This window comes from Peribacillus sp. YIM B13472 (assembly GCF_042788005.1).
Classification (GTDB): domain Bacteria; phylum Bacillota; class Bacilli; order Bacillales; family DSM-1321; genus Peribacillus; species Peribacillus simplex_E.
On record NZ_JBHZPG010000010.1, the window covers coordinates 77930 to 91859 of the forward strand.

General features: G+C 44.2%; 14 protein-coding genes and 1 other annotated feature (1 of these 15 only partly in view). Of the genes, 2 read left to right on the forward strand and 12 right to left on the reverse strand.

The genetic code is table 11. The features are described 5' to 3' along the window. Positions 1-35 (reverse strand) — a binding site (T-box leader) (it extends 189 nt beyond the left edge of the window). A 122-nt stretch (positions 36-157) separates the two neighbouring features. After that, the gene (locus ACFX4I_RS10520; RefSeq protein ID WP_377420448.1) at positions 158-433 is read left to right on the forward strand and encodes a hypothetical protein; all 276 of its coding nucleotides are present in this window, start codon (positions 158-160) and stop codon (positions 431-433) included. 51 nt (positions 434-484) lie between these two features. Here the strand turns inward: ACFX4I_RS10520 and ACFX4I_RS10525 are convergent, their stop codons facing one another. The 12 genes from ACFX4I_RS10525 to ACFX4I_RS10580 all read right to left on the reverse strand — a co-directional run bounded on the left by ACFX4I_RS10525 (position 485) and on the right by ACFX4I_RS10580 (position 13046). Then, a complete protein-coding gene (locus tag ACFX4I_RS10525) occupies positions 485-1072 on the reverse strand; it encodes a DUF7010 family protein (protein WP_377420450.1) in 588 nt (195 codons plus the stop codon). Between the two features lie 429 nt (positions 1073-1501). Continuing rightward, entirely contained in the window at positions 1502-2965 is a 1464-nt protein-coding gene (locus ACFX4I_RS10530) for an amino acid permease (RefSeq protein ID WP_377420452.1), read from the reverse strand. A gap of 115 nt (positions 2966-3080) precedes the next feature. Beyond that, a complete protein-coding gene (locus tag ACFX4I_RS10535) occupies positions 3081-4406 on the reverse strand; it encodes a peptidase (RefSeq protein ID WP_230303592.1) in 1326 nt (441 codons plus the stop codon). Positions 4407-4417: 11 nt separating this feature from the next. Next, entirely contained in the window at positions 4418-5599 is a 1182-nt protein-coding gene (locus tag ACFX4I_RS10540) for a thiolase family protein (RefSeq protein WP_377420454.1), read from the reverse strand. A 19-nt stretch (positions 5600-5618) separates the two neighbouring features. Further along, positions 5619-6281 (reverse strand): 3-oxoacid CoA-transferase subunit B, encoded by a 663-nt coding sequence (locus ACFX4I_RS10545; protein ID WP_283932108.1) that lies wholly within the window; start codon positions 6279-6281, stop codon positions 5619-5621. After that, positions 6266-6964 carry a CoA transferase subunit A gene (locus tag ACFX4I_RS10550; protein ID WP_230303595.1) on the reverse strand — a complete coding sequence of 233 codons (699 nt, stop codon included), beginning with the start codon at positions 6962-6964 and terminating at the stop codon, positions 6266-6268. Before ACFX4I_RS10550 ends, ACFX4I_RS10545 begins: the two co-directional genes overlap by 16 nt. Before the next feature lie 10 nt (positions 6965-6974). Then, positions 6975-8342 (reverse strand): aspartate aminotransferase family protein, encoded by a 1368-nt coding sequence (locus ACFX4I_RS10555; protein ID WP_230303596.1) that lies wholly within the window; start codon positions 8340-8342, stop codon positions 6975-6977. A gap of 74 nt (positions 8343-8416) precedes the next feature. Further along, positions 8417-8647 carry a ferredoxin gene (locus ACFX4I_RS10560; protein ID WP_230303597.1) on the reverse strand — a complete coding sequence of 77 codons (231 nt, stop codon included), beginning with the start codon at positions 8645-8647 and terminating at the stop codon, positions 8417-8419. Positions 8648-8660: 13 nt separating this feature from the next. Beyond that, positions 8661-9524, reverse strand: coding sequence for a putative beta-lysine N-acetyltransferase (ablB, locus tag ACFX4I_RS10565; protein ID WP_309518539.1), 864 nt, complete (start codon positions 9522-9524; stop codon positions 8661-8663). Between the two features lie 66 nt (positions 9525-9590). Continuing rightward, positions 9591-9857 (reverse strand): YokU family protein, encoded by a 267-nt coding sequence (locus ACFX4I_RS10570; protein ID WP_230303599.1) that lies wholly within the window; start codon positions 9855-9857, stop codon positions 9591-9593. A gap of 2 nt (positions 9858-9859) precedes the next feature. Continuing rightward, a complete protein-coding gene (gene kamA, locus ACFX4I_RS10575; RefSeq protein WP_377420558.1) occupies positions 9860-11293 on the reverse strand; it encodes a lysine 2,3-aminomutase in 1434 nt (477 codons plus the stop codon). Positions 11294-11564: 271 nt separating this feature from the next. Next, positions 11565-13046, reverse strand: a complete 1482-nt coding sequence (locus ACFX4I_RS10580) for a sigma-54 interaction domain-containing protein (RefSeq protein WP_377420457.1) — start codon at positions 13044-13046, stop codon at positions 11565-11567. A 171-nt stretch (positions 13047-13217) separates the two neighbouring features. On the opposite strand from ACFX4I_RS10580, the gene ACFX4I_RS10585 reads away from it, so the two are divergent. Beyond that, positions 13218-13730: a GNAT family N-acetyltransferase gene (locus tag ACFX4I_RS10585; protein ID WP_377420560.1), complete on the forward strand. Its 513-nt coding sequence runs from the start codon at positions 13218-13220 to the stop codon at positions 13728-13730. Positions 13731-13930 lie beyond the last annotated feature (200 nt).

Sequence of the window (13930 nt, forward strand, 5' to 3'; positions counted from 1 at the left end):
GTAAAAATGATTCATGTCCTTATCAATGCTTCTGAAATGTAAATGGATTTTTGTATTGTTATATATATTACAATATATTCCCATAAGTGACAACCTCAAATTTTTTAATTTCATCGCAAGTACCGAATTGGTATAATTAGTAAAAAAGAGGTCTCTTATGAAAAGTTTAAGCAATTGGTCTATCGTATTTGCAGTGATTGGTACACTATCATTTTGCTGTTCCCTTGCCTTACCAACAGCCTCCGAGCTGCTAATGATTTCGGGATTCGGTGCGTTAGTTATTGGTATGTTATGCAGTTTCGGCGCCATGTATAAAAAGGAAAAAGGAAAATCGAAATTTTTGGCTGTGGCTGTATTCTTTCTTTTAAGTTTCATTCTCGTTTGGAATGAACCATTTCAAATTGTCAGGCTCTTGACCTGGATGAAAAATTAATCAAAATGAAAAACCCGTTCGCCATGACGGGTTTTTTGATTGATTCAATCTTCAACGGCTATCGTTCTTTAATCTAAGCCATAGCGTAAGTCCAGTGGACCAAAGAATTAGCGCGCATCCAAAGCCGAGCAATGATAACGGTGCAAGGATTTGACGCTCCCCAAACATGACAGTATCTGGCACAATAAGCAATGTGATAAGCGCCAATAAACAGAGAAGCACTCCTGTTGCATAGTAAACCTTGATTTGGAAAAGTGACGCCAAAGGTAAAAAATGAATCCCTACAATAATCGCGATGACTCCCGGTATAAGATCGGTCTGATTGATCAAGTTACAGATGGCAATGGCAATCCCAATCAGCAACCCTTCGGCAATGAAGACCATATTAAACAAAAATCCGATACGCTTCAGACGCCTAGCCCCATTTTCTGAAACTTGATTGGACATTTTTTGTGATGCATGTATTAATGAAATGCCGCCGATAACCATTATGATTCCTACGAATATGGCTGCGAGTTCCACGTAGGGAAACCCCCACCCCTGCAATCCCATTATACCGGTACCTGCCCACAGTGTACCGAAGACCGCCATGAAAATGACTCCAATTCCAGAACCGCGATACGCCTCTTTCATTCTCATTTTCCTTTCATCCACAGTAATAAAAGTACATAGATTAATAGTATTGCACACCTTCCCTTATTATTCAGTTATAAAAAATGATTTAAATACCCTATAAAAAAGATGGTCCCTCCCCTTACGAAAAACATCATTCAGCTACTCGGCATGTTCAACCCTTTCATGAATGAAGTAGTGGAAATCATGTATTGAACCAAAGAAGGATTCATCCTGGATGGAGAAAAATATGAAAAACGCATCGGCCCCATCCCTAAAACTCCATACAAAGAAGGAATGGAAGAAACTCTGAGACTTTTAATGAAATAATTTGGCGTTTTCGTTGATATAATCTTATTTTCGGAGATATATTCCTATTTTCGGAGATATCGTCTAATTAGGGTCCATAAAAAAACCTGAGTCCCCAAAGGGATCTCAGGTTTTTATCTATTCATATCAAGCCACATCTGATTTATCAAATTGACAATCTTTCAATGAAATTAATTTGGTCTTGTGATAAATCTTGTATCCTAGCCAGATCGCCAGGAATATCGGTAATCCGATATAGGAGACAGCGACGCCATACCAGTCGATGCTGCCGCTTAGGAATGCTTGATAGTTCTGCCCTGCAACGACACCCATGCAAAGGACGAATGAAAGAATCGGACCGAGCGGAAACCATTTTGCTTTATATTTCAATTCGTTTAGGTCACCGCCCTGTGCAACATATGCACGTCTAAAGCGATAATGGCTGATTGCTATTCCAATCCAGGCGATGAAGCCGGTTAGCCCGGATGCATTCAATAGCCATGTAAATACATGGTCCCCAAAAATGGAGGTCAGGAAGGCGAGCCCGCCAATTAATGCCGTTAGAATCAAAGCATTCATCGGGATTCCCCTGCGATTGACTTTGGCGAGGAATTGGGGAGCTTGTTTATCTTTCGCCATCGACCATAACATCCGCGTTGAAGCATATAGTCCCGAGTTACCTGCGGATAGTAAGGAAGTCAACACGACAGCATTCATGACGGATGCCGCGAATGCAAATCCTGCGCGTTCAAATACAAGTGTGAAAGGGCTTACAGAAATATTTTCAACATCCCCGTTCAGCAAACTTGGACTTGTATACGGAATCAAGAGGCCGAGTATCAGAATGGCTCCGATGTAAAACAAAAGGATGCGCCAAAATACTTGGCGGATCGCATTCGGAACATTTTTTTCGGGATTCTCACTTTCCCCGGCAGCAATACCAACCAGTTCCGTGCCTTGAAAAGAGAATCCCGCGATTAGAAAGATAGAGATGATCGATAAAAATCCTCCCTTGAATGGTGCCTCGTCCATGGTGAAGTTTTCAAATCCGATCACCTTTCCGCCAAAAACCCCAAATATGGTCAATAAACCAATAATGATGAAGCAAATGATGGCAATGACTTTTATTAAGGCAAACCAATATTCAGATTCACCATAGCTTTTAATGGATAGGGCATTGAGGGTGAAGACGATTCCAAGAAATAATGCACTCCATATAAGGCTAGGTACATCAGGGAGCCAGAATTTCATGATGATGGCTGCAGCAGCTATTTCCACGGCAAGGGTGACTGCCCAGTTAAACCAATAATTCCAGCCAAGTGCAAAGCCGAATGCGGGATCAACAAAGCGTGTGGCGTAGGTGGAAAATGATCCCGACACAGGCATATATGTCGCCATTTCCCCTAAGCTCGTCATAAGGAAATAAACCATGATTCCAATGCAGGCATAGGCAGCAAGGGCACCGCCGGGCCCTGCGCTCTGGATGGTTGCCCCGCTTGCCAGGAATAATCCGGTTCCGATTGAACCGCCAATGGCAATCATGGTCATATGCCTTGCTTTAAGTTTCCTTTTAACTGTCGGTTCTTGATTATCAATGAGATTCATGTCCATAAGGTTCCTACCTCATTTTCTTTTAAAGTTAAAAGTTCAAGAGTAAAAGAGTTTTTTAACAACCGCTTTGTGAAAGTCTTAATAGTTCGCTCCACTTGCTGGGATACTATCCAGTTTAATTGCCATTGCCTGGTATCGTCTCCCTATTCCCGGCCTGGGTGACTCCATCCTGCTCAGGCTCCATTCCGCACCATTGAATTAATGTAAGGGCAATGATTTCGGCTGTGGAAAACACGTTGTCGAGCAGGATGTATTCATTTGGATAGTGTGCAACCTCGGTTACTCCTGGCCCGAAAACGATTGCAGGCGTTTCACCGACATGTGTCAGCAATCCCCCATCCGTTCCCCAAGGGGAGGCTTCAATGACAGGGTCCTGTCCGGCAACTTGCCGAAATTGATGAACAAGTGCATTCATCAGTTCATGTTCTACATCAATTGCTCCTGGAACCCAGCGTGCCCCGAACCATTCCAATACGGGCGGGTTTTCCTTGAACCATTGGTCCACTTCCCCCAGCTGCAATAACCAGGCGGCCATTTCATCCTTCGCCTGCTCCATCGTTTCCTCCGGCGCAACTCCCATCCTTCCTTCAATTTTCACAAGGTCAGGGACGGATGACGGCCAATTACCGCCTTCAATGACACCTAGATTGATTGGAATCGGAATAGGCGTGTTCTGATAAAGCGGATCACTGACACGTGCATTTCGCTTTTCTTCCAAGGTACGAATATGATTGATGACGGTCATGCTTTTTTCAATCGCACTAACGCCTTCATACCTTGTTCCGCCATGGGCTGACCGTCCTTTAACATGAATTCGGAACCACATCGAACCCTGCTGTTTCGGGAAGATCCTCATATTCGTCGGTTCAGGGATCAGGGCGGCATCTGCTTTATATCCCCTCAGGACGGCCGCCAATGTTCCGGCCCCGCCGCTTTCTTCTTCAATCACACTTTGAAAAATGACATCTCCTTTTAATTGGATGCCATTTTCCTTCAATGCCTGCATCGCAAGGATCAGCGATACATTTCCACCCTTCATATCGGTTACGCCCCGACCAAACATTCTTCCATTTTTTATCGCTCCACTATATGGGTCGTCATCCCACTGATCACGGTCTCCATCCGGAACCACATCGATGTGTCCGTTCAAAATGATGGAACGGCCGCCTCCAGTCCCTTTCATGATACCTACCACATTGGGGCTGTTGGAAAATTCACTGCGTGGAGAATAGAAATAAGAGTGCTTTTTCAGCTCGCCGCCGTCAGGTTCCCAACTATCGATTTGCAAACCCATTTCCTGCAGCTTTTGGGCGACGATGGCTTGTGCCCCTGCTTCATTTCCTTGCGTACTTGGGGCTTGTACCATTTTTTGCAATAGGTTTGTTCCTTCTTCCCGATGATCCTTGATCCATTGGTTTATCCGTTTTTTTATATCCGGCACATTTATCCTCCTTAATTACACATATTCTCATAGATTACTGAAAGTCCCATTCCACCTGCCATACACAACGTTACCATTCCGTACTTAACTTGTGAACGCAACATTTCATGCATCAATGTGACTGTCAATTTTGCACCTGTTGCTCCTACAGGGTGACCAAGTGCAATTGCCCCTCCATTGACATTGACAATATCCGAATTCAATTCTAACTCCTTGATCACTGCAAGTGCTTGGGCAGCAAAGGCTTCATTAAGTTCAATCAGTCCGATATCCTCTAACGATAGACCTGCTTTTGCTAATGCCTTTCGAGTCGCTGGTACGGGTCCGATCCCCATAACTCCAGGTTCAACTCCTGCACTGGCAAAAGCCTTAATTTTCAAGAGCGGTTTTAATCCCTTTTCTTCTGCTTGCTGCTTGGACATTAATAGTACAGCTGCAGCTCCATCATTCATAGGACAGGCATTTCCTGCCGTAATGGTTCCTTCATTTTTGAATACTGCTTGAAGACTGGCTAGTTGATCGAGATGAATGTCCTCGCGTACCCCTTCGTCATGGTTGAAGATTTGAAGTCCTTTTCGATCCTTGATTTTAAGCGAAATAATTTCTCTCTCAAAGCGACCCTCTACTATAGCTTTCCAAGCCTTCTTGTGGCTTTGATAAGCAAATTGATCCTGTTCTTCACGACGGATACCATATTTTTCAGCCAAGCGCTCGGCAGTTATTCCCATATGCTCATTTCCCAATGAACATATTAATCCATCTGTCAGCAGAGCATCCTCCATCGTTACGTTTCCAAATTTACCGCCCCATCTATTTTTCACGATATAAGGTACATTGCTCATGCTCTCCACTCCGCCGGCAATAATGACGTCTTCTTGACCAGCAGCGATCGTTAAAGCAGCGTTGGTAATGGCCTTTAAACCTGATCCACATGCTTTGATTACAACGTGGCCTGGGACACTGTGTGGGAAACATGCCATCTGCGACGAAATTCGGGCCGAGTTAAGTCCGCCTCCGTGGACATAGCCATGTCCGAAAATCACTTCATTGACTTTTTCTTTACCTAACCCAGCATTCTCCATTAAACCTTCCAATACTTGACGGCCCAATTCGGTAGCTTTAACATTCCGGAGTGATTTTCCAAAGGATCCAACTGCAGTTCGCGCTCCAGCAACGATGACAACCTCATTCATGCTTTTTTCCTCCTCTTACCTATTCAATGGTGTTGACAGCAGCATGGATTTTCAATGTCGCCTCTGTATTCCTTATCACATCATCCACGGTATATGGAGCCATGACTTCCTTCAGCACCAATCCCTCTTCTGTAACTTCCATGACAGCCATATCCGTAATGATTAAATCCACACTCTGCCTTGCCGTCAATGGAAGGGTACATGTCTTCAATATCTTCGATTCCCCCTGCTTATTCACGTGATTCATCAGGACGATCACCTTTTTCGCTTTCTGGGCAAGTTCCATTGCCCCGCCCATTCCCGGCACCCGCTTTCCTGGGACGATCCAATTCGCCAAATCCCCTTTTTCACTGACTTCCAGGGCTCCAAGGATGGTGATGTCGATGTATCCTTTCCTGATCATTCCAAATGCGGTTGCACTGTCAAAATATGAAGCTCCCATTACAGTGGTGATCGGGAACCCTCCCGCATTACAGAGGGCAGGATCTTCTTGCCCGGGATCAGGACTTGGCCCTGTACCGAGAACTCCGTTTTCCGCATGGAACAGCACATGGATATCTTGAGGTATATGGTCGGCCACCAAGGTAGGGATGCCGATGCCTAAATTGACGATCAATCCGTCATGGATTTCCTTGGCGGCGCGTTTCGCGATGCGATTTCGTACATCTACTGCCATGCCCATTTCCAATTCACCCCTTTTGTAGGAATCACCATATCTACATAAATGCCTGGTGTGGCAATACATTCCGGATCCAATTCGCCTACAGGAACGATTTCCTCCACTTCCGCAATCGTGAAGGTTCCAGCCATCGCCACCAGCGGATTGAAGTTACATGCAGTCTTGTCGTACACTAAATTCCCCAGCGAATCTGCCTTTTTGGCATGGACGATGCTGACTTCAGCCGTCAAAGCGGTTTCCACCAAGTATTCTTTTCCTTCTATCACAATCTTGTCCTTGCCTTCTTCTGCTATCGTACCAATCCCGACATCGACAAAAATCCCGCCTACACCTACACCGCCAGCACGAATCCGTTCGGCTAATGTCCCTTGCGGGGAAAATTCCACTTGCAGCTTTCCTTCAGTCATGAGCTTGCCGGCATTGGGATTGGAACCGATATGCGAGGCGATCACTTTCTTTGCCCTTTCAGCAGTCACAAGCCGGCCGATGCCGATGTCAGGGAATCCAGTATCATTGCCAATCAAGGTCAATTCCTTGACGCCCTTGGCAAGGATACCCTGTACGAGTGTCGGAGGAGTCCCCACTCCGCCAAACCCGCCATACATGAGTGTGCATCCATCGGAAATATGCTCCAATGCTTCTTCCAGGGTCACAATTTTGTTTTTCTTCGTAATGGCCTGCTTCATAACGTTCCTCCTAAATAGCCTGCATGTCCTCAATCAAACCTTCCGCGTCCAATTCTTGCTGCAAATCTTCGAGGGAAGCTTCCAGTATCTTGACGAGGCGATCGATTTCTTCATTCGTAATGATTAATGGCGGAGAAAGGATAACCGCATCGCCAGCGATTCCTTCAATCGCACCTGCAGCAGGATAGATCAACAGCCCCTTAGCAAAAGCCTTATTGACAAGCCTTGTAGTCAGGCCGATTTGCAAGTCGAATGGCGTTTTTGAAATCCGATTAGAGACAAACTCAAGGCCAAGGAGAAGCCCTTTCCCTCTTACATCACCGATGATGTCGAATTTCTCAGCCAATCCTTGCAGTTTCTTAAACAGATATTGACCTTTCTCTTCCGCTGCCTGAACCAGGTCATTTCCCTCAATGTAGGAAAGCACTTCCAATGAAACGGCAGCAGATAGAGGGTTTGCACTATATGTGTGTCCAGCCATGATTGATTTCGAGCCTTTTAAAATGGGCTCCATGACACGGTCACTTATCATCGTGGCTGCGATTGGAGTATAACCGGCGCTCATTCCTTTACCCAATGCGATGATATCCGGGGTGACTCCCCAATGCTCCATCGCGAACATTTTTCCTGTCCGGCCGATTCCCGTCATTACCTCATCGGCGATAAAGAGAATGTCATAGTTTTCGCAGATTTCCTTAATCCTTTGATAGTAGCCATCCCGCGGTGTTACAGCACCAGCGGATGCCCCGATAATCGGTTCTGCGATGAAGGCTGCGATATTCTCGGAACCGACCCTTTGAATGGCTGTCTCCAGCTCATCTGCACACTGAAGCTTGCAGTTGGAAGTTTCATTATTATAAGGACAGCGATAACAGTAGGGAGCAGATATGCTAGGGAAATCCTCCAATAGCGGTACAAAACGTTTTCTTCTTGGTACATGGCCTGACATCGATAAAGCTCCCATCGTGATCCCGTGATAACTCGTCCATCTGGAGATGATGCGATTTTTTCGCTCAAACCCTTTTTCTTGCCAATGTTGTATCGCGATTTTCATCGCCGTTTCGGTCGCTTCCGATCCACTATTCACAAAAAATGACCAATTCAAATCCCCTGGAGCCAACTCACTAAGCTTTTTGGCCAATGCCTCTGCGGCTCCACTCGTAAAATGAGACCTATATGCAAAAGAAACTTTGCGGGCCTGCTCCGTCATTGCCTCGACAACATCCAATACACCATGGCCAATACTTGCTGTGACCGCTCCTGATGAGCCGTCTATATACTGTTTTCCATCTGTATCATAAAGATAAATACCATTCCCATGAGAGATAGTGGGATAGTGATGATCTAAAGTAGGCTTAATCAAATGATTCCGTTCCATTTCATCTCTCCTTTTTAACGTTCGTACACTGCTCATCATCTATTAATCAATTAAGTTCTTAAAAGGAACCTATTCTAGCAACTAAAAGGTTCATCCTGAATCAGGATGGATTCGGTAGGGCAGCCTTCCATAGCATCTTGCATGTCATCATGCAGGATTTCAGGAACTTCGGCAATCCCCTGATTATCGTCCAAGATGACGAAAGCGATCCCTTGATCGTCATAGTCATAAATCTCAGGACCTGTTGAACCGCATGCCCCGCACGCAATACAGGTTTCTTTATCAACCCAAGTGTATTTAGCCATAGAAACAATCCTCCTACTTGACGGATAAATCTTTACCCCAAATATTCATGTCCTCATACTTATCCCAAATATTGCAATTCTTCGTTAATCTGCCTCCATATTCATATCCCAGCTGATGAAAGACGGCGTTCATGCCCATTGACAATGATCGCGCTAATGAATAAGAGCAATAAATGTTTTTCCTGAACAATTCTTGTTCCAATGCGGAGATGAGCACCTTCATGAAACCATGCTTTCGATGTTGGGGAATCGTTGCACAGTCCGTTAATTCAGCATTGTGATACATCTCATTCACTTCAGCGGATGCAGCACTCACGATGGTTCCTTCATATTCGATAACACTAAAGATCGTGCCTTCCTCCATCACTTTCTTGATATATCGCTCATCATTCATCGGTGTAGGATAGGTTTCAAAGATGGCACCATATAACTTCGCCAGCTCTTTTGCATCTTCAACCGTAGCAAACCGGAGGATATAATCCTCAGGTATTTGCTGAGATTCCATCACCCTAGGAATCCTACTTACATCTTGGATGACTCTATCTTCCTTGACCCAAAAGTCGCTTGTTCGCCTTTCATCCGTTAAATAGAAGGCCATGCAATAGGCATCATTCCCTTTGAAATACTTGCTCAATATGCCTTCCAGCATGAATCCTTGACTCAATGCCGCTGATAAATCTTCATTTCTGGCTTTAAGTATCACTTTAGTGAAGCCCTGCTCCTTTGCGATCACAAGGGCCCGATCGATCGCTTTTTTGATATTTCCCCGATAATCATCCATGCGTAAGCGCTGATTGGCATGATCATGATAGAGTTCCATCGTATAACAATCCCCAGTCTCCATTTGGGTGAAAAAAGGCAGCTTTTGAACAGGCATTATGTACCCCCCTTATTTAAAGAATTCGGGAGAAGAGATGCATATCCATCCGCTTCTCCCGGCATTCTATTTCCAATTGAATAATTTTTTGACAGGTGCCTGAAGAAGCTGATCATACGTAAACTCATCAGGATATTCACTCACATCATATATAGATAAGGCTTCATCCACCTTTTGATTCATCGAATCGGACACATAGATTCCACACTCAGGACAGTTCACGGCTGGAACTTGAAGGACTTTTATTGAGCGTTTCCCGTCAGGCATGATCCAGTAACAATCCTTCTTTTCACTTTCTTCTACGTTCGGGGTGTTGCACCACAAGCAGTCCATCTTCATTCCCCCTTGCCATCAGATTTCGAGCCACTAGCGGCCATGGCGTTCTTTTTTTCTTGGGCTAACCTTAATTTTTCCTTCATTTCATCCCGTTTATCACGGCGATCCTTCAAGGAAGCATGTTCATTAGTGCTTTCATACGCTTTTCGCTTGTCAAGACGACGAAGGCCCTCTGGGACCAAGTTGAATTTCTCATCCGTCATGAGAGCGGATATCCCGACTGCTTCTTTCCTATCCGCAGTACCATACACTTCATCAAAGTAAGCATCCGCACTGCCGGCAACATAATTCTTCGGCTCCGGATAACTTGTAATCACTCCTTCAAAGTTCCGTAAAACGACTTTATCCGGACTTTGCGAAAGAAGGTAATTCGGAGTCAGGGCAATCTTTCCGCCTCCGCCAGGAGCATCCACCACAAAGGTTGGCACCGCATATCCTGATGTATGGCCGCGCAGCGCTTCAATGATTTCCAGTCCTTTTGAAACCGGCGCCCGGAAATGGCCAATCCCTTCAGATAGATCACATTGATAAATGTAATAAGGTCTAACCCTTGCTTTAACACAGTCATGCATAAGCTTTTTCATGATATGTACACTATCGTTGATACCAGCCAGGATGACTGCCTGATTACCAAGCGGCACTCCTGCCATCGACAGCATATCACATGCTTTTTTCGCTTCATCCGTCAGTTCAAGTGAATGATTGAAATGCGTATTCAACCAGACCGGATGATACTTTTTCAGAATATTACATAAATTTTCCGTAATCCTCTGCGGGAAAACGACCGGTGCACGTGTACCGATCCGAATGATTTCCACATGCGGGATGGCACGTAAGTTACTCAATACGTATTCAAGGATCTTATCATTGATCAACAGGCCGTCTCCACCAGAGATCAGCACGTCCCTCACTTCCGGAGTGTTCCGGATATATTCAATTGCCCCGTCAAGCTGCTTCTTGGGAACACCCATGCCAACCTGACCTGAAAAACGGCGTCGCGTACAATATCTGCAGTACATGGAGCATTGGTTCGTTACAAGGAATAGAACGCGATCCGGATATCGATGCGTCAATCCTGGAACTGGGGAATCCTCATCCTCATGCAGCGGATCCTCCAAATCATATCTAGTCTTGTTCATTTCTGCCGAAAGCGGTACCGACTGTAAACGAATCGGACAGCGAGGATCATCGGGATTCATCAATGAAGCATAATAAGGCGTAATGTTCAACGGAATCGTTTGAGTCGAAATCCGGACTCCTTCCTCTTCATCCGGTGTCAAGTTGACGACCTTTTTCAGATCATCCAGTGTTTTAATCGTATTGGTCAATTGCCAGATCCAATCATTCCACTGCTCTTCGGTTACATCCTTCCACAATTCGATATCATTATAATGCCTGCGTCCACCTAGGTATTCTTTATGTTTTACATCCATTCCCATCAAATTCATTTAAAATGCCCCCTTATTTTAAGAACTTATATATATACTCTCGCAAGAATGATGCCAACATTAATAACAAGGAAAACATAAGCAAAAGGGGGCAAACTGAGCTTAAAATCGCAAGATATTTTTCATAACGCATAATTTTTTGCAGCCAGATTCTTTGCGCCTAGCAAAAAATCAAAAAAAGGGTCTCTTTACACAAGAGCCCTCTTCATGTTACATCATGATCAAGAAAGTGACAGCGTTTCCAAAAAACCTGAATTTACTTGGATTCCTTCGATCCTGCCGTATAAACTTTTTCTATGCCGTACTTGTTTAACTTATATTGCAGTCCCTGTCTTTTAATATTGAGGGCTTCTGCCGTTTTGCTGATATTCCCGTTATATTTCTCGAACATATTGATGATCATTTCCCTTTCCATTTCTTCAAGAACGACAGGTAAATCAATCTTGTTTTTCAATGGGGAAGGATGGCTCTGCGCATTTGCTGCAGCAAAATTTCCTGAAGGGAAAAGATAAGCAGGGAGGTGATGTTCATCAATCATATCTTCCCCTGCGTCCATGACGTTAAAGGTCAACTCGATGGCATGTCCCAGTTCACGAATGTTCCCTGGCCATTGATATTGAAGAAGCCGCTGCATCGCCTTTTGACTGATCCCGCGCACTTCCGTAAAAAATGATTTGTTGAATTTTTGAATAAAGTGATTGACGATTTCCGGAATATCCGTTTTACGCTCCAAAAGTGAAGGCATTTGGATTGTCACGACATTCAGGCGAAAGAATAAATCCGAGCGAATGATTCCCCGCTCCAACGCCTCTTCTGGAGAAATGTTCATCGCAGCAATGATCTTCACATTAACCTTTTGCTCCTTCGAACCTCCAACCCGGCGCACCTCACCTTCCTGAAGCACTCGCAGCAATTTTGCCTGCAGACCGAGGTCGAGGCTATTCAGCTCATCAAGGAAAAGAGTTCCGCCATTTGCCTGTTCAAAAATGCCCATGCGATCCATCGCTCCGGTAAAAGCCCCTTTCGTCGTGCCGAACAGCAGCCCCTCCATCAATTCCTTTGGAACAGCTGCACAGTTCTGCGCGATGAAAGGCTGATTCCGCTGAGCACTTACATTATGTATACTTTGCGCGACAAGTTCCTTCCCTGTCCCTGTTGGTCCATAAATCATGACCGGGGAATGTGTACGGGCCGCTTTTTTTGCCAATGAAATGGCTTGCTGAAAAGCAGGGCTATTTCCGATCAAATCACTAAAATGATAGGTAGCCGTCCCTTCAGAGAACTTATTTTTCCTATGTGTCTCGGCCAGCTGGGAACGCAAATCGACAATTTGGTCATACATATTCATGACCTTCGTAATATCCTTTGCAATTTCCACTGCCCCAATAATTTCACCATCCTCATACAAAGGATACGTACTATTGATGGACGTTATTTTTTTCTCCTTTAAGTTGACATATGTTTGAATGGATTCAATCGTTTCAATGCCTTTTTCCAATGCTACATTCAGCGTACTGGATTCATCAGTCAATGAAGGATAAAGCTGAAAAATATTTTCCCCCAGCACCTGTTCACGATCAAGCCCGTCGATATGTGCCATCATTTCATTGTAAAATACCGTGTCCCCATCTTTATTCACAATATGGACACCCACATTGATCACATTCAATATCCATTCAAATTGAGTGGAAAACTGATTTACTGAAGATTTCATTTCTTCATCTCCGTTCTCTGTCATCTGATAGAATCACCTGTAAATTATAGCATTTAATGGGAAACATTCATCTCTTTATTCTTATTAAAATCAAACTTCAACACAAAGGCAATAGAATAATAAGGTCAAATAAAGGAATCTCGCATTAAGCCAAGAAGATTATAAAAGAAAATATAAAATTTAGGGGTGAGTCGGATTTCAGAACGAAGCAAAGAAACGAAAATAGAAATTAAACCGTGGGAAGATAAAGACCTGGAATTACTATTTCAACTAAATGCCCCAGAAATGATGGAACATCTTGGCGGACCAGAAAGTAATGAACAAATCCTGAAACGCCATCAACGGTACCTGCAGATTGGAGATAAGGGATGCATGTTTAGCATCAAATCGGGTCCAGAGGCAGAAAAAACCGGTTCCGTTGGCTACTGGCAAACAGTGTGGAACGATGAAACTGTGTACGAAATCGGTTGGAGCGTCCTCCCTTCCTTTCAAGGAAAAGGAATCGCATCTCATGCCGTGATGGCACTGATAGGGAAAATCAAAGCCGAACGAAAATACACATACATTCACGCATTTCCTTCGATCAATAATCCTGCATCAAATGCCATTTGCCGCAAGCACGGCTTCAACCTCGTCTCCGAATGTGAATTCGAATACCCGCCTGGGAGTTTTATGCGATGCAATGACTGGTGCTTGGAACTTATCTGACAATGGCCCCATTACCCTTAGGATAGTAGTAAATGAAAGAAATTTGGATTGTATTGAATTAAACTCAACCAGTTAAAAGTTTGTCAAAATTTTCAATTACAAACATAGAAGTCCATTCAATAGAGTGACAAAAGCCCATTCTCTCTATAAATAAGGGAGACTGGGCATTTAAATATCTTTTTAGCTCTTTTTTGTTTGAT

Coding starts and splice junctions, on each gene's coding strand:
- ACFX4I_RS10540 (WP_377420454.1), bottom strand. CDS start 5,599: ATGAATGAGGTTGTCATCGTTGCTGGAGCGCGAACTGCAGTTGGATCC.
- ACFX4I_RS10570 (WP_230303599.1), bottom strand. CDS start 9,857: ATGGACTGCTTGTGGTGCAACACCCCGAACGTAGAAGAAAGTGAAAAG.
- ACFX4I_RS10530 (WP_377420452.1), bottom strand. CDS start 2,965: ATGGACATGAATCTCATTGATAATCAAGAACCGACAGTTAAAAGGAAA.
- ablB (WP_309518539.1), bottom strand. CDS start 9,524: ATGCCTGTTCAAAAGCTGCCTTTTTTCACCCAAATGGAGACTGGGGAT.
- ACFX4I_RS10520 (WP_377420448.1), top strand. CDS start 158: ATGAAAAGTTTAAGCAATTGGTCTATCGTATTTGCAGTGATTGGTACA.
- kamA (WP_377420558.1), bottom strand. CDS start 11,293: ATGGATGTAAAACATAAAGAATACCTAGGTGGACGCAGGCATTATAAT.
- ACFX4I_RS10580 (WP_377420457.1), bottom strand. CDS start 13,046: ATGACAGAGAACGGAGATGAAGAAATGAAATCTTCAGTAAATCAGTTT.
- ACFX4I_RS10560 (WP_230303597.1), bottom strand. CDS start 8,647: ATGGCTAAATACACTTGGGTTGATAAAGAAACCTGTATTGCGTGCGGG.
- ACFX4I_RS10525 (WP_377420450.1), bottom strand. CDS start 1,072: ATGAGAATGAAAGAGGCGTATCGCGGTTCTGGAATTGGAGTCATTTTC.
- ACFX4I_RS10555 (WP_230303596.1), bottom strand. CDS start 8,342: ATGGAACGGAATCATTTGATTAAGCCTACTTTAGATCATCACTATCCC.
- ACFX4I_RS10545 (WP_283932108.1), bottom strand. CDS start 6,281: ATGGGCATGGCAGTAGATGTACGAAATCGCATCGCGAAACGCGCCGCC.
- ACFX4I_RS10550 (WP_230303595.1), bottom strand. CDS start 6,964: ATGAAGCAGGCCATTACGAAGAAAAACAAAATTGTGACCCTGGAAGAA.